The organism is Cellulomonas cellasea, from assembly GCF_030372105.1.
Taxonomy (GTDB): Bacteria; Actinomycetota; Actinomycetes; order Actinomycetales; family Cellulomonadaceae; genus Cellulomonas_A; species Cellulomonas_A cellasea_A.
In genome coordinates, this window is sequence record NZ_JAUDBQ010000011.1 from 85,100 (window position 1) to 105,148 (window position 20,049).

The following is a 20,049-nucleotide window of genomic DNA, read 5'->3' on the forward strand; positions in this document are numbered from 1 at the left end:
ACGTTGTAAAGCGCGGCGAGGGTACGTCGAACGACGTTGTCCCCCGCACGGCAAGGAAGCCCATGCGCACCCCCTCCCCCCACAGCGGCCCGGTGGCCCCCCGCGCCGCCGAGCGGCTCGCCCAGCAGCCGCTGCCGGCCAGCTCCATCCGCCTCGACCCCGACGGACACCTGGGCGCCTGGCAGCGCCTCAACGCCGCGGCGACCATCCCGCACTGCGTCGAGATGCTGGAGGACAGCGGCGCCCTCGACAACCTGCGGCGTGTGGTCGGCCGCGCCGACGGGCCGCATGTCGGCTACAACTTCGCGGACTCCGACGTCTACAAGGTGCTCGAGGCGATCGGCTGGGAGATCGGCCGCACCGGGACGGCGGAGTGGGACGGCTTCCTCGACGCGACCCTCGAGCTGCTCGCCGCCGTGCAAGACGCCGACGGCTACCTCAACTCGTGGGTGCAGGGGACGCGTCCAGACGAGCGGTTCAGCGATCTGCGGTGGTCGCATGAGCTGTACTGCACGGGCCACCTGGTGCAGGCGGCCATCGCCCTGCACCGCGGCGCCGGGCGCACCGACTTCCTGGACCTGGCCCGGCGCGCGGCCGACCTCCTGGTGCGCCGCTTCGGTCCCGACGGGCAGATCGGGGTGTGCGGCCACCCGGAGATCGAGACCGCGCTCGTCGAGCTGTACCGCACCACGGCCCACGACCCCTACCTGGACCTCGCCCGGCGCATGGTCGACGCGCGCGGCCAGGGCCTGCTGGGACCCGACCGGCTCGGCCCGCACTACTTCCAGGACCATGCCCCGGTGCGCGCCTCGCGCGAGGCGACCGGGCACGCGGTGCGCCAGGTGTACCTCAACGCCGGGGTGACGGACGTCTACACCGAGCAGGGCGACCCGAGCCTGCTGGGCGCCATGCGCGATCAGTGGGCCTCCGCCCATGAGCAGAAGATGCACCTCACCGGCGCCCTGGGGTCACGGCACTTCGACGAGTCCTTCGGCGACCCGTACGAGCTGCCGCCGGACCGCGCGTACGCGGAGACCTGCGCGGCCATCGGCGACGTGATGTGGGGCCACCGCATGCTGCTGGTGGAGGGCGGCTCGAGGCACGCCGACGCGATGGAGCGCGCGCTGCTCAACGCGATCGCGGCCGCCGTCGGCGAGGACGGGCGCGCGTTCTTCTACTCGAACCCGCTGCACCTGCGCGCAGGGCACCGCGAGGAGGAGAACGCCCCATCGCGCCGCACCCCCTGGTACGCCTGCGCGTGCTGCCCGCCGAACATCGCGCGCCTTGTCGCGTCGCTGCACGCCTACGTGAGCACCCGCGACGAGGACACGCTCTACGTGCACCTGCTCACCGCCGCCGAGATCGACCTCCCCCCGGGCCTGGGCCAGGGCACGCTGCGCGTCACGACCGACTACCCGGCGAGCGGCGTCGTCCACGTGGAGCTCGACGGGCGGCTCGCGGACGGCGCGGCGATCGCCCTGAGGACACCCGGTTGGGCCACACAGTGGAGCCTGGCCGTCGACGGGATCGAGGTGGGCGAGCCGGAGGTCCGCGACGGCTACGTCGTCGTGCGGGGCAGCGCATCGGCCCGGCTGCGGGTCGACCTCGAGCTGGCGATGGAGCCTCGGCTGGTGGCGGCCCACCCACGGGTCGACGCGGTGCGCGGCACGCGAGCGGTGCTGCGCGGGCCCGTCGTCTACTGCGTCGAGCAGGCCGACCATCCCGGCCAGGGCTCGATCGAGGACCTCGTCCTGCTGCCGGGCGCGGAGATCGGGGTGACGCCCGGGGCGCCGGGCTCGCTCCCGACGTTGCGCCTGGCAGCCGTCACCCGGCCTGCCGGCGATGCCGGGCTGTACGCCACGGCGCCTGCTGGGGAGCGGGACGTGGCGGCCTGCGAGTGGGTCGAGGCCACAGCGATCCCGTACGCGCGGTGGGGCAACCGGGAGCCGGGCCCGATGCGGGTGTGGCTCCCCCTGGCCTAGGCCCCGTCCTCCTCGTTGCCGAGCTCGTTGAGGTAGTTGTAGATCGTGAACCGGGTGACCTGGAGCGCCTGGGCGGCGATCTCCACGCTCTCCTTGAGCAGGAAGAAGCCCCGGTCCTTGAGGTCGCTGACGACTGTGAGCTTGTGCTTCTTCTGCATGAGCTCGACGGGCACGCCGCAGGCGCCGATGGCCTCGGTCAGGAGGTGCTGGGCGAGCTCGTCGATGTCGCGGACGAAGTTCTCCGCGGGCGGCTCGGCCTGCGCCTCGCTGTCGGAGGCAGGGCTGGCGCCGGGGAGCATGGCCTCGGCGATCGCCTTGACGGCCTGCCAGATCATGACGTCGGCGTTGACGCAGAGCGCGGCGACGGGCGTGTCGTTGCTGTCGCGGATGACGATGGTGGTCGAGCGCAGCACACGGCCGTCAGGCAGGCGCGTCTCGTAGCCGACGGTGGTCGCCAGGGTCCCCTCGGCGGCCTTGCGCAGCAGCATGTCGGTGGAGGGGCTCCCGACGCTGCGGCCGGTGACGTCCCCGGCGATGGCCACGATCGAGTTGGGCAGCCGGCGCAGGTCGTGCAGGACGACCTCGGCGTCGCCGGGCAGCGTGCCCGCCAGCGGCTCGACGAGGGCCGAGAGCACCGCGAGCACGTGCTCCGCCTCGGGTGTCGAAGGTCCTGCGTCGGGTGCGGTTCGCTTTGTCATCCTCATGACCCTCTCAACTATGTGAAGACCATCATGACACGATGTTGATTAACTCAAATGCCTGTTGAAGTCTTCAAAGGTTGCCGCTACGCTCCCGACAGGCGTTGAGGCTTTCAACGAAGAGTTGAAGTTCTGACGCACCTGGAGCCGGAGCCCCCCGCCCGGCTGCGACATGAGGAGAGGCGCCATGCGGTACATGCCCGAGCCGTTCAAGATCAAGATGGTCGAACCGATCAAGATGACCACCCGCGCAGAGCGCGAGGCCTTCATCCGGGACGCCCACTACAACGCGTTCTCGCTCTCGGCCGAGGACGTCTACATCGACCTCCAGACGGACAGCGGCACGGGCTCCATGAGCGACTCCCAATGGGGCGCGATCATGCGGGGCGACGAGTCGTACTCCGGCGGCCGCAGCTACTACCGGCTCATCGAGGCCGGCAAGGAGATCTTCGGCTACGACTACGTCCAGCCCGTCCACCAGGGCCGCGCTGCGGAGAAGGTCCTCTTCCCGCTGATCGTCACGCCCGGCCAGTACGTCATCTCCAACATGTTCTTCGACACCACGCGGGCCCACGTCGGCCTCGCCGGCGGCCGCGCGATCGACTGCGTGTGCCCCGAGGGCCTCGACTCCGGCGCCTACTTCGACTTCAAGGGCAACATGGACGTGCCCCGCCTGCGGTCGCTGATCGCCGAGCACGGCGCGGAGAACATCGCCGCGATCGTCATGACGATCACCAACAACAGCGTCGGCGGCCAGCCCGTCTCGATGGCCAACATGCGCGAGACCGCCGCGCTGGCCAAGGAGCACGGCATCCTCGTCGTCATCGACGCGGCGCGGTACGCCGAGAACGCGTTCTTCATCAAGGAGCGCGAGGCCGAGTTCGCCGACGCCACGCCGCTGGAGATCACGCGCGAGATGTTCAGCCACGGCGACGTCTTCACCATGAGCGCCAAGAAGGACGCGCTGGTCAACATGGGCGGCATGCTCGCCGTGCGCGAGGACGGGCCGCTCGTCGACGCCATCAAGACGCGCGTCATCTCCTTCGAGGGCTACCTCACCTACGGCGGGCTCGCGGGCCGCGACCTCGAGGCCATGACCACGGGCCTCTACGAGGGCCTGGACTACGACTACCTGCGCTACCGCATCGGCCAGATGCAGTACCTCGGGGCGCGGCTCGAGGAGGCGGGCATCCCGTTCCAGAACCCCGTCGGCGGCCACGCCGTCTTCATCGACGCCGGCAAGCTCCTCCCGCACATCCCGTACGACGAGTTCCCCGGCCAGGCCCTCACCGTCGAGTTGTACATCGAGGCCGGCATCCGCGGCTGCGACATCGGCTCCTACATGATGGACAGGGACCCCGAGACGGGCGAGCAGCAGCGCGCGCCGTTCGAGTTCACCCGGCTGGCCATCCCGCGCCGCGTCTACACCCAGGCCCACCTCGACGTGGTCGCCGACGCCCTCATCGCCATCCGGGACCGCGCCGCCGGCATCAAGGGCTACCAGATCACCTGGGAGCCCAAGGTCCTGCGCCACTTCACCTCGCACCTCAAGCCGGTCGACTGACCGCATCCCCCCACCACCGGACACCGGTGGCGGACGAGGGCCGTCGTCACGAGCGCCGGCCCTCGTCCTGGCCTCGGCCGCCTTTCAACGACGAAGGGACCTGAACGATCATGAGCACAGAGGCACGCGAGGGAACGGCCAGCGCCGATCCGTCCGTCGCTCCGACCGGCGGTGAGGATGCCCCCACCACGGAGGGCGGCCTGCGGAGAGGGCTGAAGAACCGCCATATCCAGATGATCGCGCTGGGCGGCGCGATCGGCACCGGGCTGTTCTACGGCTCGGCGTCCAGCATCGGCATGGCCGGCCCGTCCATCACGCTGGCGTACCTGATCGGCGGCGCGGTGATCTTCCTGATCATGCGCGCCCTCGGCGAGATGTCGTGGCACACCCCGGTCTCCGGGGCGTTCAGCCACTACGCCTTCACCAACTGGGGACGCTTCGCCGGGTTCTTCTCCGGCTGGAACTACTGGTTCAACTACATCGCCGTGAGCATGGCCGAGCTGGCCGTGGTGGGGATCTACGTCAACTTCTGGCTCCCCGACGTCCCGACCTGGGTGTCCGCCGCGATCTTCCTGCTGATCGTCACGTGCGTGAACCTGGTCAGCGTCAAGGCCTACGGCGAGTTCGAGTTCTGGTTCGCGATCGTCAAGGTCGTCGCGATCATCGCGATGATCGCCCTCGGCGCCGTGATCGTGTTCTTCGGCGTCGGCCAGACGAGCTCCACCGGGATCTCCAACCTCTGGGAGCACGGCGGCTACTTCCCGAACGGCCTGTGGGGCATGGCCACCGCGCTCGTCGTGGTGATGTTCTCCTTCGGGGGCGTCGAGCTCATCGGCATCACCGCCGGCGAGGCGGAGAACCCGCGCCGCAGCATCCCCAAGGCGATCAACCAGGTTGTCTACCGGATCCTCATCTTCTACGTCGGCGCGATCCTCGTGATGCTCTGCATCTTCCCGTGGGACCAGATCGGCGAGGGCGGCAGCCCGTTCGTCATCATCTTCGACAACATCGGCATCGCGGGCGCCGCGGCGCTGCTCAACGTGGTGGTCCTCACCGCGGCGGTGTCCGCGTACAACAGCGGCCTCTACAGCAACGGGCGCATGCTCTACAGCCTCGCGCAGCAGGGCAACGCCCCGAAGTACCTGGGCAAGCTCAACCGCAACGGCTCCCCGATGGCCGGGGTGCTGACCTCCTCGGCCGTCACCGCGCTGGCCGTGGTGCTCAACTTCCTGGTCCCCGGGAAGGTGTTCCTCTACACGATGGCCGTCGCGCTCATCGCCGGCGTCTTCAACTGGACGATGGTCGTCATCACGCAGATGAAGTTCCGCAAGCGCATCGGCGCCGCCGAGGTCGAGAAGCTCGGCTTCAAGATGCCGTTCTACCCCGTGTCGAACTACATCGTGCTCGTGTTCCTGGCCGGGGTCGTCGTCCTCATGGCCTTCCTGCCGGACTTCCGGTACGCGCTGTACGTCGGCCCCGTCTGGGTCGGCATCCTGTACGTCGCCTTCCGGTTCAAGACGAGGTCCGAGCGCCGGCCCGCCCCCGTCGAGAGCTGACCGGCCGGGCGCCTCCGTCAGCGACGCCGCTGACGGGGGCCGCCCACCCACCCTCACCGACGGACGTCGCCGCGCCCGCCGTCGAACCACCTGGAGCACCCATGCCCACCACCACACCGCCTGCCGAGCCCGACGCCAGCGGCGCGCACTCGGCCCGGCTCGCCCGCCACGGCCTCGTCCTCCCCGTCGTCGCCTCGCCTGTCGCCGCCTACGAGCCCGCCGTCCGCTCCGGGGCCTGGGTCTGGACGTCAGGCCAACTGCCACTGGTCGACGGCCGGCTCGACGAGCGCGGCAAGGTGGGCGACGGCCCCGGCTGCGTCACCCCCGAGGCGGCCACGCTGCTGGCCCGGACGGCCGCCCTCAACGCGATCGCCGCCGCCGCCGCACAGGCCGGGGGCATCGACCGCATCCGGCGCGTGGTGAAGCTGGTGGGGTTCGTCGCGAGCGACCCGGGCTTCACCGGGCAGCCCGCAGTGGTCAACGGCGCCAGCGAGGTGCTGCACGCCGTCTTCGGGGCCGCCGGGGCGCATGCGCGCAGCGCGGTCGGCGTGGCCGCGCTCCCCCTCGACGCCCCGGTCGAGATCGAGCTCGTCGTCGAGGTCGAGGCCGACGAGAGGGTCGTCACAGGCGGCTGAGCCCGCCCGGGCCGGCGGCGGGAGGATGGGCGCACCCGTCCTCCCGCTGCCGGCTGACGGCTAGCGGGTCAGAACCGCGACTGCCTCGACGTGGTGCGTCATCGGGAACAGGTCGAAAGCCCGCAGGCCGTCGAGCCGGTAGCCGTGCTCGGCGAAGTACGCCAGGTCGCGGGCCAGCGCGGCCGGGTCGCACGCGACGTAGACCACGCGCTCGGGCCGCAGCCCGGCGATGGCCTCGACGACCTTGCGCCCGGCGCCGACGCGCGGCGGGTCCAGGACGACGGCGTCGGCGTGCACGATGCTGCCCTCGGCGTCCTCGAGCATCACGCGGCCGACGTCGCCGGCGTGCAGCTCCACGTTCGACCTGTCATGCAGGTTGCGCCGCGCGTCCCGCAGCGCCTGCGGGTCGCCCTCGACGGCCACGACCGCCCCAGCGGGGCCGACCGCGTCGGACAGCGGAGCCGTGAACAGCCCGGCGCCCGCGTACAGGTCCAGCACCGTCCAGCCGTCCACGTCGCCCAGGCCGTCGAGCACCGCCTGCGCGAGCAGCGCCGGGGCCTCGCGGTGCACCTGCCAGAACCCGGAGGCCGCCACGCGGTACGTGTAGTCCTTCCCGGCGACATGCACGTTCTCGCGGACCGAGGTCCGCGCGTTCGGGCGCGCGTCGACCCGGCCGCGGCGCAGGTCGAAGGGCTCGCCGTCGACGAGCACCACCGGCGCGTCACCGCCCGCGGGTGCGACGACCTCGATGCGGGACCCGGCCTTCCAGGTCCGCTCGAACAGCCCGAGCTCCGCGATGGCCTCGTGCGCCAGCGGCATCGAGTCCAGCGCGTGCACGTCATGCGAGCGGAAGCCCGACATGCCCGCGCGGCCGCTGCCGTCCACCACCAGGTCGATGCGGGTGCGCCAGCCCAGGCCGCCGCGCTCCTCGTCGCCGGGGGCCGCCTCGACCTCCACCTCGCGCTCCAGGTGGGCGAGCCGCTGCAGCTGCTCGGCCAGCACCGCCGCCTTCCAGGCCCGCTGCCCGGCCAGCGACACATGCGCCAGCTCGCCGCCGCCCACACCGCCCGGTCCGGCCTCGGGCCACGCTGAGGGCACGCGGTCCGGCGAGGGCTCGAGGATCTCGACCGCGTCGGCCCGCCAGAACGAGGACTTCTCCCCCGTCTCCGTCAGGCGCGCGCGCACCCGCTCGCCGGGCAGCGTGTGCCGGACGAAGACGACCCGGCCCCCGCGGCCGTCCGCGTCGGCCCCGATCCGCGCGACGCAATGGCCGCCATGGGCCACCGGGCCGATCTCGAGCTCGACCATGTCGCCGACGTCAGTAACCACGCGTCACCGTTCCTCGCACTGTGTCCTCCATGCCTGTCTGTCCGTGAGTGGAGGCCAGCTGCCACGGCACGGACGCCACGACGACGCCAGGTGTGAACAGCAGCCTTCCCTTGAGCCGCAGCGCGCTCTGGTTGTGCAGCAGCTGCTCCCACCAGTGTCCGACGACGTACTCGGGGATGTAGACCACCACGATGTCTCGTGGGCTCTCCCGACGGATCGATCGGACGTACGTGAGCACGGGCCGGGTGATCTCGCGGAAGGGCGAGTCGAGCACCTTCAGCGGCACCGGTAGGTCCAGAGCCTCCCATGTCTCGCGCAGCCGTGCGACATCCTCGGCGTCCACCCCCACCGTCACGGCCTCCAGCACCTGGGGCCGCGCGGCCCGCGCATAGGCGATGGCGCGCATCGTGGGACGGTGCAACTGGGAGACCAGCACGATGGCGTGCACGCGGCTGGGCAGGGCGCGCGCCTCGTCGACGTCGTCCCCCAGGGCGAGCTCGGCACGCACCCGGTCGTAATGCGCGCGGATCCCGCGCATCAGCATGAACACCACGCCCATGGCGAGGATGGCGATCCACGCCCCATGCGTGAGCTTGGTCACCAGCACGATGAGCAGCACCGTGGCCGTCATCGCCAGGCCCACGCTGTTCACCACCCGCGAGCGCCGCATCCGTCGCCGGGTGGCCGGGTCGGCGACGGTGCGCAGCTCGCGGGTCCAGTGCTTGACCATGCCGAGCTGGCTGAGGGTGAAGGAGACGAACACGCCGACGATGTAGAGCTGGATGAGCCGGGTGACTTGGGCGTCGAACGCCCAGATCAGCGCGACGGCGGCAGCCGCGAGGGTGAGGATGCCGTTGGAGAACGCGAGCCGGTCCCCGCGGGTGTGGAGCTGGCGGGGCAGGTAGCCGTCGCGGGCGAGGATCGAGCCGAGCACGGGGAACCCGTTGAACGCCGTGTTGGCGGCGAGCACCAGGATGAGCCCGGTGACGACGGAGACGGCGATGAACAGCGCGGGCACGCCGTCGAAGACCGTCTCGGCGAGCTGGCCGATGACGGGGTGCTGCACGTAGTCCTCGCCGACGGGGACGCCGTCGCGCAGCAGCTGTGACGCGGGGTCCTCGACGTAGTGCACGCCCGTGGCGCGGGCCAGCAGCAGGATCGACAGGAGCGACGCGCCGGAGATCCCGCCGAGCAGGGCGAGCGTCGTGGCGGCGTTCTTCGACTTCGGCTTGCGGAAGGCGGGCACGCCGTTGCTGATGGCCTCGACGCCGGTCAGGGCGGCGGACCCGGAGGCGAAGGCCCGCAGCACGAGGAACACCCCGGCGATGCCCATCAACCCCTGGTCGAGGTCGGACTGCGGGACGATCTCGAGCGCCGAGCTGGCGGCCTGCGGCAGGTTGCCGCTCAGGTAGCGCACCAGCCCGGTGGCGGCGATGGCGCCGATGGCCAGCATGTACAGGTACACCGGCGCCGCGAATGCCCGCCCGGACTCCTTCACCCCGCGCAGGTTCGCGATGGCCAGGAGCGTCACCAGGCCCACCGCGAATGTCGCCTCGTGGCCGCGCAGCTCGGGCAGCGCCGACGCGGCGTACTGCGCCCCGGCGGAGATGGACACGGCGACGGTGAGCACGTAGTCGACGAGCAGGGCGCTGGCGACGGTGAGCCCGGCGCGGGGCCCCAAGTTGACGGTGGCGACCTCGTAGTCGCCGCCGCCCGACGGGTACGCGTGCACGTTCTGCCGGTAGGACGCGATGACCGTCAACATCACCACCACGACGCCCACACCCACCCACGGCGAGATGACCGTGGCGGCGAGGCCGGCGGCGGCGAGGGTCAGCAGCACCTCGTCGGGCGCGTAGGCGACGGAGGAGAGGGCGTCCGAGGCGAAGACCGGGAGTGCGATCCGCTTGGGCAGGAGGGTATGGCCGAGCCGGTCGCTGCGGACGGGTCGTCCGAGCACCAGGCGTTTGGCGGCATCCGCGATGTCCGACACGGGAGCCCATGCTAGGCCTGTCAGGTTCCCCCCGTGCACCGTCCCTGCGCCCCACCCCGCGCGATCCCCACCGCCGGGGGCCGCGGCGCCCACGTCGCCGGGGGTATAGCGTGGCCGGTTGTGCACTTCGTGATCATGGGCTGCGGCCGAGTCGGCGCGACCCTCGCCCAGTCGCTCGAGAACCACGGCCACTCCGTGGCCGTCATCGACCAGAACCCCGACGCGTTCCGGCGCCTCGACGCCGACTTCGGGGGCAAGAAGGTCACCGGCCTCGGCTTCGACCGCGACACGCTCGTCCAGGCGGGCATCGACGACGCCTACGGCTTCGCGGCCGTCTCGGACGGGGACAACTCCAACATCCTCGCCGCCCGCGTGGTCCGCGAGACCTACGGCGTCGGCACCGTCGTGGCGCGCATCTACGACCCGCATCGCGCCGAGATCTACCAGCGCCTCGGCATCCCCACCGTCGCGACCGTGCGGTGGACGTCCGACCAGGTGCTGCGCCGGCTGCTGCCCATGGGCGCCACGAGCGAGTACCACGACGCGTCCGGCCAGATCGTCCTCGCCGAGGTCGACGTGCACCCGGGCTGGGTGGGCCGCCCAGTGCGGAGCCTGGAGCTGCTCAGCGGGGCGCGGGTCGCCTACCTGACCCGCTATGGCGACGGCATGCTGCCCACCGGCGACAGCGTGCTCCAAGAGGACGACACGGTGCACGTGCTCGCGCGCGCCGACGACCTCTCCGACGTGGAGCGCGCCCTCACCAACGCCCCCGAGGAGACAGCATGAGGGTCGTCATCGCCGGAGCCGGCTCGGTGGGCCGCTCGATCGCCCGCGAGCTGCTGGGGCACGGCCACGAGGTCACCCTCGTGGACCGCCAGCCGTCCGCGATGCGCGTCGCGCAGGTCTCCGAGGCGGACTGGCTGCTCGCCGACGCCTGCGAGCTGTCCACGCTCACCGAGGCCAAGGTCGACGAGTGCGACGTGGTGGTCGCCGCCACCGGCGACGACAAGGCCAACCTGGTCATCTCGCTGCTCGCCAAGACGGAGTACGGCGTGCCGCGCACCGTCGCCCGGGTGAACAACCCGAAGAACGAGTGGATGTTCGACGAGGCGTGGGGCGTGGACGTGGCTGTCTCGACGCCGCGCATCATGACGGCGATGGTCGAGGAGGCCGTCGCGGTCGGCGACCTGGTCCGCATCTTCACGTTCCACCAGTCGGGCGCGGGCATCCTCGGGCTGACGCTGCCCGCCGACTCCCCGCTGGTCGGCAGCCGCGTCGGTCAGGTCGTGTGGCCCACCGACATCGTGCTGGCGTGCATCGTGCGCGACGACCGGCCGATCACCCCGAGCCCGGACGACACCATCGAGGGCCGCGACGAGCTCCTGTTCGTCACGAGCCGGGACGCGGACGAGCAGGCGTTGGAGCGGATCCTGAACCGCGGACCAGAAGCCAGCTGAACCACAGCACGAGCGCCGTCAGCGGCACGCCCATCGCGAGCTTCGCGGTGCCCAGCCACGCCACCTGCCCGGCGAGGTACAGCGGCACCTGCACCGCGAGCCGGGCGGCGAACATGCCCGCCCAGGACCAGGTCGCCCACATGTACCGGCGGCGCAGCGCGCGGTCGGAGCGCCAGGCGCCGACCTTCGACCAGGCGCCGCCGCCCAGCGGCCCGTCGGAGCTCAGCAGGCCCACCACGACGCCGACCACGGGCCAGCGCGCGACCAGCGACGCCACGAACCCGACGAGGTACGCGATGTTGGTCAGGATCCCGACCAGGAAGTAGTCCTCGGCCTGGCCGGAGCGCCACGCCCAGACCACGCCGATGGCGACGCCGAGCATCCCCGAGAACGCCTGGGTGGCGGGAGTGCGCTGCACCAGCCGCGCTAGCACCGCGACGACGGCGGCGCCGCCCGCGGCCACCAGCGCCGGGGTGAGCTGCTGCCCGGCCACGAGGTAGACCACGACGAACAGCAGCCCGGGCGCCACGGACTCGATGAGGCCGCGCACCCCGCCCACAGCCTCGGACAGCGAGAACTGGTCGGCGGTGATCACCCGCATGCCGCGGGCGCCGCCCTCCTCGGGCTGCGTCAGGTCGTCGAGCGCGGCGACCTCGTCCGCCGGATCGCGGGCGTCACTCACCGGACCGCGGCCGCAGCTCGTAGCGGGGGTTGTAGATCGTCGGGCGGCCCTCGAGCGAGCACACCAGGCCCTCGGCCCGCAGCCGGCGCCCGGGCTCCACGCCGCCGATGGACCGCCGGCCCAGCCACACGAGGTCGACGGTGCCGCTCCCGTCGTACAACTCGGCCTCCAGCGCGGGCACGCCCTCGCGGGGCCGCAGGGTCACCGAGCGCAGCACGCCGGAGACGCTGGCGCGGCGCCGGTCGGCCACGGACGCCACCGGGACGCACCCGGTGGAGCGCAGCGCGTGCTCGCGCTCCTCGTCCGCCTCGACCTGCTCCTGCGAGGCGACAGCCTTGTGCAGGGCGTCGCGAAGGCTCATCGGATCTCCGTGATCTCGGGGCCACGCGTCGGGGGCTCGAACTTCGGCGCCGCCGGGCCGGGGACCACGTTCTGGTCCTGGCCGGGCAGGCGCAGCGCGAGCAGGTCGCGCGGGGGCCGGGCCTCGTCGCCGCGCACCACCACGATGTCGGCGAACACCTGCTCGAGCGTCTGTGCCGCCTCGGGGTCGACGGCGGCCTTGCCGGTGAGGACCCCGCGCAGGAACCAGCGCGGCCCGTCCCAGCCGATGAACCGGGCCGGGCGGTGCCCGGTGCGGCCCTCCGCGGTGCGGACGGGAAGCCGGGCCAGCAGCTCGCGGCCGAACGGCCCGGGCAGGTCGTCGGCCGATCCGCCCTGCTTCGTGACCGACTCGGCGATCTCCTCGCGGATCTCATCCCAGATGCCCTCGGTGCGCGGCGCGGCGAAGGCCTGCACCTGCAGCGAGGATCCGTCCAGGTTGACCTGCGCGGCCGAGACCACGGACGTCGACTTGTCGATCTCCATCCGCAGCTCCATGCCGGGCACGCCGGGCAGCAGGATCGCGCCCAGGTCCACCCGCGGACCCGACTCGGGCGCCTCGGCGGCGTCCCACGGGCCACGCCCGCGCTCGGCCGGGCTCGCGTCGTCCACCTCGCTGGAGGCGTCCGGGGCCGTTGTCACGTCGTCCGCCACCGCATCCTCGGTGTCGTTCGAACGCGCGTCACGCCGGAAAAGGCCCACCGGAACTTCCCTTCTCACTGGAGGCCACCAGAGGCCTCCACCTCGACACTAATCCGCTCGCGGCGTCCGACCTAGTGTCGGGCGCGCGGCATGTCACACGGAGGGGGCAGCCGCAGCGAGCCATCCGCCGCTTGAGCCGAATCCACCCTCGCCACGGTCGGAGCCGGGCAGCCGCTCGACCTCCACGAAGCGCGCCCGCTCGACGCGCTGGATCACGAGCTGCGCGATGCGGTCGCCGCGCCGCAGCTCGATCGGCTCGCTCACGTCGGTGTTCAGCAAGGTCACGGCGATCTCGCCGCGGTACCCGGCGTCGACGGTGCCGGGCGCGTTGACGATCGTCAGCCCATGCCGGGCGGCCAGGCCCGAGCGCGGGTGCACGAACGCCGCGTAGCCGTCCGGCAGCGCGATCGCGACCCCGGTGGGGACCGTGGCGCGGCCCTGCGGGGGGATCGTCACGTCCTCGCGGGCCACGAGATCGGCGCCTGCGTCGCCCGGGTGCGCGTAGGAGGGCGCCGGGAGCGCGTCGTCGAGCCGGAGGAGGAGGACCTCGAGGGTGGTGTCAGCCGTCACGGTGGCAGACCTTACCGCTCCCACCTCGGACGGGGACGCCGCGCCGCGTGGGGATGGGATGCTGGTCGCATGCACGACGACGTCTCCCGCCCTGTCCGCAGCGCCTACTCCGAGCGGGTGCTGCCCGGGCCCCTCGGCTGGTTCCTCACCGTGGCCGCCGGTGGCGTGATGGCCGCCGTCTTCTACCCGGTGAGCACGGCCCTCGCCCTGGCGGCCGGCGTGGTGACGTTCGTCGCCGCCGTGGTGTTCGCCCTGCGGACCTCTCCCCTGGTGCGCGTCGCCGACGACGAGCTGTGGGTGGGCGAAGCGCACATCCCCCTCGCGTTGCTCGCCTCGCCGAGGGCGCTCGACCGCGAGCAGACCCGCCACGAGACCGGGCCCGGCTACGACCCGCGCGCCCATGTCGTGCTGCGGGCCTGGGCGGGCACGGCTGTGCGGGTCGAGGTCGTCGACCCCGCCGACCCGACGCCCTACTGGCTCGTCTCGACGCGGCAGCCCGAGCGGCTCGCCGCGGCGATCGGCGCCGGCAGCCGCTGACCGCGCGCGCCCGCACCAGTTGTCACGACCTGCACGGCGGGCACGACCGGGCACTGCCGGGCGCTGCCGGACGCGGGCATGCGTGAGGCCGGCAGGCCGGGGTGGAACCCCCGGCCTGCCGGCCTTCGCGTCGGGCGTCTGTCAGGCGCCGTGGTGGCGCGCCGAGCAGTGGTCAGGCAGCGCACTCCGAGCAGACGGGCTGGCCGTTCTTCTCGAACGCCAGCTGGCTGCGGTGGTGCACGAGGAAGCAGCGCGTGCAGGTGAACTCGTCCGCCTGCCGCGGGAGCACGCGCACCGAGAGCTCTTCTGAGGAGAGGTCGGCGCCCGGGAGCTCGAAACCTTCCGCTGCCTCGGTCTCGTCCTCATCCACCACGCCCGAGTTCTTGTCGGAGCGCCGAGCCTGGAGCTCCTGCAGCGAGTCTTCGCTGAGGTCCTCCTCGGTCTTGCGCGGGGCGTCGTAGTCGGTTGCCATGAGCTGGGTCACACTCCGTGTCGTCGGCGGATCTTCCTATGCGGGCTCAATGCGTCAGCCTCGACGTTTGTTCCCGTAGCGCTGCGGATTCTGCACTATTTCTCTTGGCCGTGCACACACGGACAAATGACCAACTTCGGACAGTTGGTGGAAGACGCTTTCATTCGTCGCTCGCGGCGCCCATCCGTTCCAGGATCTCCACAAGCTCCGCCACTGTCCCCGCAGGTCCGGCCACTGTCATCTCGGCATCCGCCTTTCGCCCGTCCAGGCCGGTCAGCACGGCCCCCGCCTCCTGTGCGACCAGCCCGCCCGCAGCCAGGTCCCACGGGTTGAGACCTCGCTCGTAGTACAGGTCCAGACCACCAGAGGCGATCGAGCAGAGGTCCAACGCCGCCGACCCGATGCGACGAATATCACGCACCTGGGGAAGTACTTCTGCGACGATACGCGCCTGTGCGCGGCGCCGCTGGGCAACGTATCCGAATCCCGTGCCGACCAACGACGTCGCGAGGTCCGGCGCGGCATTGATCTGCAGGCGCCGCCCGTCGAGGCGCGCGCCCAGGCCCCGGCCCGCGGTGTACGTGCGCCCATCCGACACCGACTGCACGCAGCCGGCCACCGCGGTCCACTCCTGCGGGTCGGGCTCCCCCGCGACCACAGCGACCGAGATCGCGTAGGCCGGGATGCCGTAGAGGTAGTTCACGGTCCCGTCGATGGGGTCCAGGACCCACGTCAGCCCCGTCGTCCCCGGGACGTAGCCCTCCTCCTCCCCCAGCACGCCGTCGTCCGGCCGGTGCTCGGCGAGCATCTCGCGCAGCAGCGCCTCGGACGCGAGGTCCATCGCCGTGACGACGTCGATCGGGCTGGACTTCGTGGCCGCGACGTCCACGCGATCAGGCCGGCCGTCGTGGACGAGCCGGCCGGCGGCCCGCGCCAGCGTCTCCGCGAGGGCGACGAGCTCTTGGGTCATTGCGGCGTCAGGCAGCGCTGCGTCAGGCAGGGGATCCGGTGTCGTGTTCACCCGTCCATCGTGCCCGACGGGGCCCACCGGCCGCGCCGCGGCTCACACGGCCCTGCGGAACCCCTCCCACGGCCCGGGCGCGTTGAGGTGGAAGCGCATCGCCAGCAGCCGCAGCACGAACACCACGGCGACCACGAGCGCCGCGGTGACGCTCGTCAGCACACCCGTCCCCCAGAGGAGGGCCGTCGAGGCGGCGCCCACGAGCGCGGGGACCGCGTACAGCTCGCGATGATGGAGCACGGCGGGGACCTCGGCGGTCAGCAGGTCGCGCAGCACGCCGCCCCCGACGCCGGTGATCGTCCCCACGAAGACGGCGGCGACCACGCCCACGTCGAACTGCAGCCCCTTGACGGTCCCGACCACGGCGAACAGCGCCAGTGCGCCCGCGTCGAGCACCGCGATCGTGCGCCGCGCGCGGACCAGTCGCGGGTGGAAGAAGTACATCGCCACACCGCCGGCGAGCGCGGTGACGATGAACCGCCAGTCCGCGATCGCCACCGGGGGGATGGCGCCGATGAGGACGTCGCGCATCAACCCGCCGCCGAGGCCCGCGGCCCAGGCGAGGACGAGCACCCCGAACAGGTCGAATCTCTTGCGGACCGCCGCGAGGCCTCCGGAGAGCGCGCCCACGAAGATCCCCACCAACTCCATGACGGGCTCGAAGGGCAGCTCCGGCAGCATGCGACGATCATCGCAGGGCGCGGCGCGTCCGCCGCGCGGCGCACCGGGCCGCTTACCGCCGAACGGGCGACATCGGTGGGAGGCTCTTCGGTGAGCTACAGGGAGGTCTAATGGGTGAGCTCGAGCTGGTGGGCCTGCACGACGACGGCGAGCACCTGGTGCTCGCCACGTCCGACGGGCAGCGCTTCCGCCTGCGCATCGACGAGCCGTTGCGCGCCGCCGTGCGCCGCGACCGGCCACAGCTCGAGCAGCTGCGGTCCGCGCAGGCCGGCGCGCTGAGCCCCCGCGAGATCCAAACCGCCATCCGCGCCGGGCGCACAGCCCAGGAGGTGGCGGACGACGCGGGCCTCCAGGTCGAGCATGTGCGGCGCTACGAGGGCCCCGTGCTCGCCGAGCGCGCGTTCATCGCGGACCAGGCACGGGCCACCCGGGTGGGCCGCGACGCGGGCGCGCCCGAGCTCGGCGACCTGGTCACAGACCGGCTCGCCGCCCGCGGCGTCGCACTGGCCACCCTCGCGTGGGACGCGCACCGCCTGCAGTCCGGCCCCTGGGTCGTCGTCGCGCGCTTCATGGTGGGCGACGCGCCGCGTGAGGCCCGATGGACCTTCGACCCGGCCAAGCGCGTGGTCCTGGCCGACGAGGACGAGGCGCGCTGGCTCTCCGAGACGGAGATCGCCGACGAGCCCATCGCCCGGCGTCACCTCGCGGCGGTGCGCGACGTCGTCTTCGATGTCGAGGCCGACGGCACGCTGCGCCCAGCCGCCGGCGCCCCCGTCGAGCCCGAGCCCGAGCCCGAGGACAAGACCGCTGCCCTGCTCGACGACCTCAGCTCCCGTCGCGGGGTGCGCCAGCAGCTCGACCTCGACGACGACGAGGAGTGGGAGGGCTTCGGCCCCCCGCACGCCTTCGACTTCGAGTCGAGCGTGCCCGGCGCGCATCCGGTGGACGCCGACCCGGCCGCCGAGGCGAAGGTGCTGACCCCCGCGCCCGTCCCCGCGGGCGACGTGCCGGCATTGCCGTCGCTGCCCGGCAGCGGGGCTGGGCATGAGCGGGCAGCCCGCCCAGAGCGGGCCGCTGCGGCGCCCCAGCTGGCCGACCGCGTCTCGAGCGCGGCGTCCTCAGTGCGTGACGCCCATCCCGCCGGCAGCCGCCGGCCCGCCGCCGACGTCGCGGTGGCTCCCGCGCAGGACGACGCTCCGGCGTCCGAGCGCCCCAAGGCGCGCAAGGGCCGCGCGAAGGTGCCGAGCTGGGACGAGATCGTCTTCGGGGCCAAGCCCGAGTAAGCGGGGGCTCAGACGGCCTCGGGCTCGGGCGACTCCGCCAGCAGCCCCAGCGTCTGGGGCGACGGAGCCGCGGCCTGCGCGGTGCGCGCCGTCTGGCGGCGCACGTGGTGGCGCCGGCACAGCACCTCGTAGCCGACCTCGTCGCCCTCATGGGCGGTGTCGACGTCGCCGACCACGACCTGCTCGCCCTCGACCACCATCACCCCGCCCACCGTCCTGGCGTTGTGGGTGGCCCGGGCGCCGCACCAGCACAGCGCCTGCACCTGCAGCACCTCGACCCGGTCGGCCATCGCGAACAGCCGCGCGGACCCGGGGAACAGCCGGGCGCGGAAGTCGGTGGCGATGCCGAACGCGAACACGTCCGCCCCGAGGTCGTCCACCACCCGCGCCAACTGGTCCACCTGCTCGGCTGTGTAGAACTGCGCCTCGTCGCAGATGAGGTAGTCCACCGCGCGGCCACGGGTGCGCCGCTCGACGACCTCAGCCCAGAAGTCGGTGGCGGGGGTCACCTCCTGCGCGGGGACGCTCAGGCCCAGGCGCGAGGACAGCCGCGCCTCGCCCGAGCGATCGTGCGACGTGAACAGCAGGCCGTCACGCCCGCGGGCGGCGTGGTTGTGGTGCATCTGCAACGCCAGTGTCGACTTGCCGGAGTCCATCGTGCCTGAGAAGAAGGCCAGCTCAGCCATGCGGGTGGTCCTCCGGTGGTCAGGCGTGGACGGTGAGGAACGGCACGGACATCTCGATGGGGGTGAGGGATCCGTGCACCCCCACCAGGTCCATCGACCCCTGGCTCTGGGTGCGCGAGTCCACCACTGTGGCGCGGCCGCGCATCGCGACGACCACGTCACCGATGAGGGGCCGCACGTGCTCGGCGACGGGACCGAACCAGCCGGCCTCGACGGCGTGGTCGCCCAGGACCACGAACGCCGCGTCCCCGAGGGTCTCGCGCCAGCGCAGCGCCACGCCCTCAGCCCGCTCCCGGGCGTCCGGCCCGGGCGCCACGTGCACGTGCAGGGCGCGGGGCTCGCCCGCCACGAGCTGCACGCCCTCGGCGAGGGCCGGGGTCCGCGCGACGTCCCAGCGCCGCGAGCGGTCCACGTCCACCATCCCGTGGTCGGCCGTGACGATCAGGGTCGTGCCGGTGGGCAGCGAGCGGGCCAGCCGGCCCAGCTCGCGGTCCAGCGCCGACAGCGCGTCGCCCCACTGCCGCGACCCCCACCCGTGATGGTGTCCGACCTTGTCGACGTCACCCCAGTACAGGTACACGAGCGCCGGCCCCATGAGCTCGAAGAGGGCCACGTCCACCCGGTCGGCGAGCGCCTCGGCCGCACGGTAGTCGCCCCCGCGCAGCGCGGCCTCGGTGAGCCCCGAGCCAGCGAACCGGGCGGGCCCCACGCTGGTCACCGGGACGCCCGCCGCGGCGACGCTCTCGAAGACCGTCGTCTCGCGCTGCCACTCGCGCGCGGGCCCGGCCCCGTCCCACGACACCAGGTTGGCCAGCGCGCCGGTGCGCGGGTTGCGGGCCGTGTAGCCCACCATCCCGGTGCGCCCCGGGGCCGCGCCCGTGCCGAAGGAGCCGAGCGACGCGGCGGTGGTCGAGGGATAGCCGGCGCTCAACGGCGCGGACGCGCCGAGCAGCGAGCGCAGGAACGGGGCGTGGCCCGCGCGCTCCGTGAGGTTGTGCTGCCCCAGGCCGTCCACCAGCACGACGCACGCGCGCTGCTGCCGGGGCAGGCCGAGCCGTGCGCGGGCCGCGGCCCCGCCGGGAACAGGCACGCCGAGGGCGTCCGCCACGGCCGGGAGCACACCGCCGAGGTGGCTCCCCGCGTAATCGGGCGCCACGAGGCCCGCGGCCGCGAGCTCGCCGGAGGTCGGCGGGGCCAGTGCCGGGCGGGCAGGAGTCAAGGGGTCGGTGCTCATCGTCCGCGAGCGCTCGCGGCGGAGAGCTGCCGGGCGAAGGAGGCGGCGGCCCGCACGGCGTCCTGGCCCTCGGCGACGGCGCTGACCCGCACGACGACGTCGTCGGGGGTCAAGGTCCCGGTCAGGCCGTGGTCGGCGTCGCAGTTCGGGTCGGCGCAGGAGGCGGGCTCGAGGTCCACCCGCGAGACGGCGCCCCATCCGACGGCGAGCGTGAGCTCGGCCGCGAGGTCGCCGGCGCGGTGCTGCTCGGGGCTCGCCATGACGTGCGTGAGGGCCACCGAGCGGAGCTCGGCGAGTGGCACGGACTCGGTGGTCGCGGCAGCGCTGGCTGACGGGTTCTCGCTGTCGGCGGGGTGGTCGTCGACGTGCGCGACGACCAGGCGGGTCGGCGTGAGGACCAGCACTGTGACGTGGCGGCGCACCTCGGCCGCGTCGAACGTCGTCTCGGGGTGGACCAGGTGGGCGACGACCGGCTCGTCTGCGACTGCGATGTCGAGGACGTCGGCGACTAGCTCGGGGTAGTAGCCCGCCCGGTGGAGGTCCTGGCGGAGGTCGGTGAATGCAGGGGGCACCTCACCATCCTCCCACC

21 protein-coding genes are annotated in these 20,049 nt (G+C 72.7%); 8 read left to right on the forward strand and 13 right to left on the reverse strand.

Going from position 1 to position 20,049, the window contains the following annotated elements; genetic code table 11:
- Positions 1 to 62: 62 nt before the first annotated feature.
- Entirely contained in the window at positions 63 to 1,982 is a 1,920-nt protein-coding gene (locus QUV83_RS11645) for a glycoside hydrolase family 127 protein (protein WP_289564684.1), read from the forward strand.
- On the opposite strand, the gene QUV83_RS11650 is transcribed toward QUV83_RS11645, so the two are convergent.
- Positions 1,979 to 2,680 (reverse strand): helix-turn-helix transcriptional regulator, encoded by a 702-nt coding sequence (locus tag QUV83_RS11650; RefSeq protein WP_289564685.1) that lies wholly within the window; start codon positions 2,678 to 2,680, stop codon positions 1,979 to 1,981. The two genes, QUV83_RS11645 and QUV83_RS11650, sit on opposite strands and share 4 nt — an antisense overlap.
- 187 nt (positions 2,681 to 2,867) lie before the next feature.
- Here QUV83_RS11650 and QUV83_RS11655 point away from each other — a divergent pair, with 187 nt between their 5' ends.
- The 3 genes from QUV83_RS11655 to QUV83_RS11665 all read left to right on the forward strand — a co-directional run bounded on the left by QUV83_RS11655 (position 2,868) and on the right by QUV83_RS11665 (position 6,435).
- Positions 2,868 to 4,244, forward strand: a complete 1,377-nt coding sequence (locus QUV83_RS11655; RefSeq protein WP_289564686.1) for a tryptophanase — start codon at positions 2,868 to 2,870, stop codon at positions 4,242 to 4,244.
- Positions 4,245 to 4,354: 110 nt separating this feature from the next.
- A complete protein-coding gene (locus tag QUV83_RS11660; protein WP_289564687.1) occupies positions 4,355 to 5,800 on the forward strand; it encodes an amino acid permease in 1,446 nt (481 codons plus the stop codon).
- A 101-nt stretch (positions 5,801 to 5,901) separates the two neighbouring features.
- A complete protein-coding gene (locus tag QUV83_RS11665) occupies positions 5,902 to 6,435 on the forward strand; it encodes a RidA family protein (protein ID WP_289564688.1) in 534 nt (177 codons plus the stop codon).
- Positions 6,436 to 6,495: 60 nt separating this feature from the next.
- Here QUV83_RS11665 and QUV83_RS11670 read toward each other — a convergent pair whose 3' ends face one another.
- A complete protein-coding gene (locus QUV83_RS11670; protein ID WP_289564745.1) occupies positions 6,496 to 7,743 on the reverse strand; it encodes a class I SAM-dependent RNA methyltransferase in 1,248 nt (415 codons plus the stop codon).
- Between the two features lie 10 nt (positions 7,744 to 7,753).
- Positions 7,754 to 9,757 (reverse strand): APC family permease, encoded by a 2,004-nt coding sequence (locus tag QUV83_RS11675; protein ID WP_289564689.1) that lies wholly within the window; start codon positions 9,755 to 9,757, stop codon positions 7,754 to 7,756.
- 135 nt (positions 9,758 to 9,892) lie between these two features.
- Between QUV83_RS11675 and QUV83_RS11680 the strand changes: the two genes are divergently transcribed.
- A complete protein-coding gene (locus QUV83_RS11680; protein WP_289564746.1) occupies positions 9,893 to 10,543 on the forward strand; it encodes a potassium channel family protein in 651 nt (216 codons plus the stop codon).
- Positions 10,540 to 11,214 carry a potassium channel family protein gene (locus QUV83_RS11685; protein WP_289564690.1) on the forward strand — a complete coding sequence of 225 codons (675 nt, stop codon included), beginning with the start codon at positions 10,540 to 10,542 and terminating at the stop codon, positions 11,212 to 11,214. The genes QUV83_RS11680 and QUV83_RS11685 overlap by 4 nt, the downstream gene beginning before the upstream one ends.
- Here QUV83_RS11685 and QUV83_RS11690 read toward each other — a convergent pair.
- The 4 genes from QUV83_RS11690 to dut form a co-directional block, all read right to left on the reverse strand.
- Positions 11,147 to 11,896 (reverse strand): DUF3159 domain-containing protein, encoded by a 750-nt coding sequence (locus tag QUV83_RS11690; RefSeq protein WP_354003942.1) that lies wholly within the window; start codon positions 11,894 to 11,896, stop codon positions 11,147 to 11,149. The genes QUV83_RS11685 and QUV83_RS11690 overlap by 68 nt on opposite strands.
- Entirely contained in the window at positions 11,889 to 12,257 is a 369-nt protein-coding gene (locus QUV83_RS11695) for an OB-fold nucleic acid binding domain-containing protein (protein ID WP_289564691.1), read from the reverse strand. Before QUV83_RS11695 ends, QUV83_RS11690 begins: the two co-directional genes overlap by 8 nt.
- The gene (locus QUV83_RS11700; protein ID WP_436231909.1) at positions 12,254 to 12,976 is read right to left on the reverse strand and encodes a DUF3710 domain-containing protein; all 723 of its coding nucleotides are present in this window, start codon (positions 12,974 to 12,976) and stop codon (positions 12,254 to 12,256) included. Before QUV83_RS11700 ends, QUV83_RS11695 begins: the two co-directional genes overlap by 4 nt.
- 93 nt (positions 12,977 to 13,069) lie before the next feature.
- Positions 13,070 to 13,546, reverse strand: a complete 477-nt coding sequence (gene dut, locus QUV83_RS11705) for a dUTP diphosphatase (protein ID WP_289564693.1) — start codon at positions 13,544 to 13,546, stop codon at positions 13,070 to 13,072.
- Positions 13,547 to 13,615: 69 nt separating this feature from the next.
- On the opposite strand from dut, the gene QUV83_RS11710 reads away from it, so the two are divergent.
- Positions 13,616 to 14,083, forward strand: coding sequence for a DUF3093 domain-containing protein (locus QUV83_RS11710; protein WP_289564694.1), 468 nt, complete (start codon positions 13,616 to 13,618; stop codon positions 14,081 to 14,083).
- Between the two features lie 172 nt (positions 14,084 to 14,255).
- Here the strand turns inward: QUV83_RS11710 and QUV83_RS11715 are convergent, their stop codons facing one another.
- The 3 genes from QUV83_RS11715 to QUV83_RS11725 form a co-directional block, all read right to left on the reverse strand.
- A complete protein-coding gene (locus tag QUV83_RS11715; protein ID WP_066589715.1) occupies positions 14,256 to 14,555 on the reverse strand; it encodes a DUF4193 domain-containing protein in 300 nt (99 codons plus the stop codon).
- 160 nt (positions 14,556 to 14,715) lie between these two features.
- Positions 14,716 to 15,525, reverse strand: a complete 810-nt coding sequence (locus QUV83_RS11720; protein WP_289564748.1) for an inositol monophosphatase family protein — start codon at positions 15,523 to 15,525, stop codon at positions 14,716 to 14,718.
- A 93-nt stretch (positions 15,526 to 15,618) separates the two neighbouring features.
- Positions 15,619 to 16,257, reverse strand: a complete 639-nt coding sequence (locus QUV83_RS11725) for a trimeric intracellular cation channel family protein (RefSeq protein WP_289564695.1) — start codon at positions 16,255 to 16,257, stop codon at positions 15,619 to 15,621.
- Positions 16,258 to 16,367: 110 nt separating this feature from the next.
- On the opposite strand from QUV83_RS11725, the gene sepH reads away from it, so the two are divergent.
- A complete protein-coding gene (gene sepH / locus QUV83_RS11730; protein ID WP_289564696.1) occupies positions 16,368 to 17,540 on the forward strand; it encodes a septation protein SepH in 1,173 nt (390 codons plus the stop codon).
- Positions 17,541 to 17,548: 8 nt separating this feature from the next.
- Here the strand turns inward: sepH and QUV83_RS11735 are convergent, their stop codons facing one another.
- From QUV83_RS11735 to QUV83_RS11745, 3 genes are read right to left on the reverse strand one after another with little or no spacing between them, the layout of a single operon-like run.
- On the reverse strand, positions 17,549 to 18,226 hold the full coding sequence (locus tag QUV83_RS11735) for a thymidine kinase (RefSeq protein ID WP_289564697.1): 678 nt from the start codon (positions 18,224 to 18,226) through the stop codon (positions 17,549 to 17,551).
- Positions 18,227 to 18,245: 19 nt separating this feature from the next.
- A complete protein-coding gene (locus QUV83_RS11740; protein WP_289564698.1) occupies positions 18,246 to 19,460 on the reverse strand; it encodes an alkaline phosphatase family protein in 1,215 nt (404 codons plus the stop codon).
- Positions 19,457 to 20,032: a DUF5998 family protein gene (locus tag QUV83_RS11745; protein ID WP_289564699.1), complete on the reverse strand. Its 576-nt coding sequence runs from the start codon at positions 20,030 to 20,032 to the stop codon at positions 19,457 to 19,459. The genes QUV83_RS11740 and QUV83_RS11745 overlap by 4 nt, the downstream gene beginning before the upstream one ends.
- Positions 20,033 to 20,049 lie beyond the last annotated feature (17 nt).

Coding starts and splice junctions, on each gene's coding strand:
- QUV83_RS11645 (WP_289564684.1), top strand. CDS start 63: ATGCGCACCCCCTCCCCCCACAGCGGCCCGGTGGCCCCCCGCGCCGCC.
- QUV83_RS11650 (WP_289564685.1), bottom strand. CDS start 2,680: ATGACAAAGCGAACCGCACCCGACGCAGGACCTTCGACACCCGAGGCG.
- QUV83_RS11655 (WP_289564686.1), top strand. CDS start 2,868: ATGCGGTACATGCCCGAGCCGTTCAAGATCAAGATGGTCGAACCGATC.
- QUV83_RS11660 (WP_289564687.1), top strand. CDS start 4,355: ATGAGCACAGAGGCACGCGAGGGAACGGCCAGCGCCGATCCGTCCGTC.
- QUV83_RS11665 (WP_289564688.1), top strand. CDS start 5,902: ATGCCCACCACCACACCGCCTGCCGAGCCCGACGCCAGCGGCGCGCAC.
- QUV83_RS11670 (WP_289564745.1), bottom strand. CDS start 7,743: ATGGTCGAGCTCGAGATCGGCCCGGTGGCCCATGGCGGCCATTGCGTC.
- QUV83_RS11680 (WP_289564746.1), top strand. CDS start 9,893: ATGGGCTGCGGCCGAGTCGGCGCGACCCTCGCCCAGTCGCTCGAGAAC.
- QUV83_RS11685 (WP_289564690.1), top strand. CDS start 10,540: ATGAGGGTCGTCATCGCCGGAGCCGGCTCGGTGGGCCGCTCGATCGCC.
- QUV83_RS11695 (WP_289564691.1), bottom strand. CDS start 12,257: ATGAGCCTTCGCGACGCCCTGCACAAGGCTGTCGCCTCGCAGGAGCAG.
- QUV83_RS11710 (WP_289564694.1), top strand. CDS start 13,616: ATGCACGACGACGTCTCCCGCCCTGTCCGCAGCGCCTACTCCGAGCGG.
- QUV83_RS11715 (WP_066589715.1), bottom strand. CDS start 14,555: ATGGCAACCGACTACGACGCCCCGCGCAAGACCGAGGAGGACCTCAGC.
- QUV83_RS11720 (WP_289564748.1), bottom strand. CDS start 15,525: ATGACCCAAGAGCTCGTCGCCCTCGCGGAGACGCTGGCGCGGGCCGCC.
- QUV83_RS11725 (WP_289564695.1), bottom strand. CDS start 16,257: ATGCTGCCGGAGCTGCCCTTCGAGCCCGTCATGGAGTTGGTGGGGATC.
- sepH (WP_289564696.1), top strand. CDS start 16,368: ATGGGTGAGCTCGAGCTGGTGGGCCTGCACGACGACGGCGAGCACCTG.
- QUV83_RS11735 (WP_289564697.1), bottom strand. CDS start 18,226: ATGGCTGAGCTGGCCTTCTTCTCAGGCACGATGGACTCCGGCAAGTCG.
- QUV83_RS11740 (WP_289564698.1), bottom strand. CDS start 19,460: ATGAGCACCGACCCCTTGACTCCTGCCCGCCCGGCACTGGCCCCGCCG.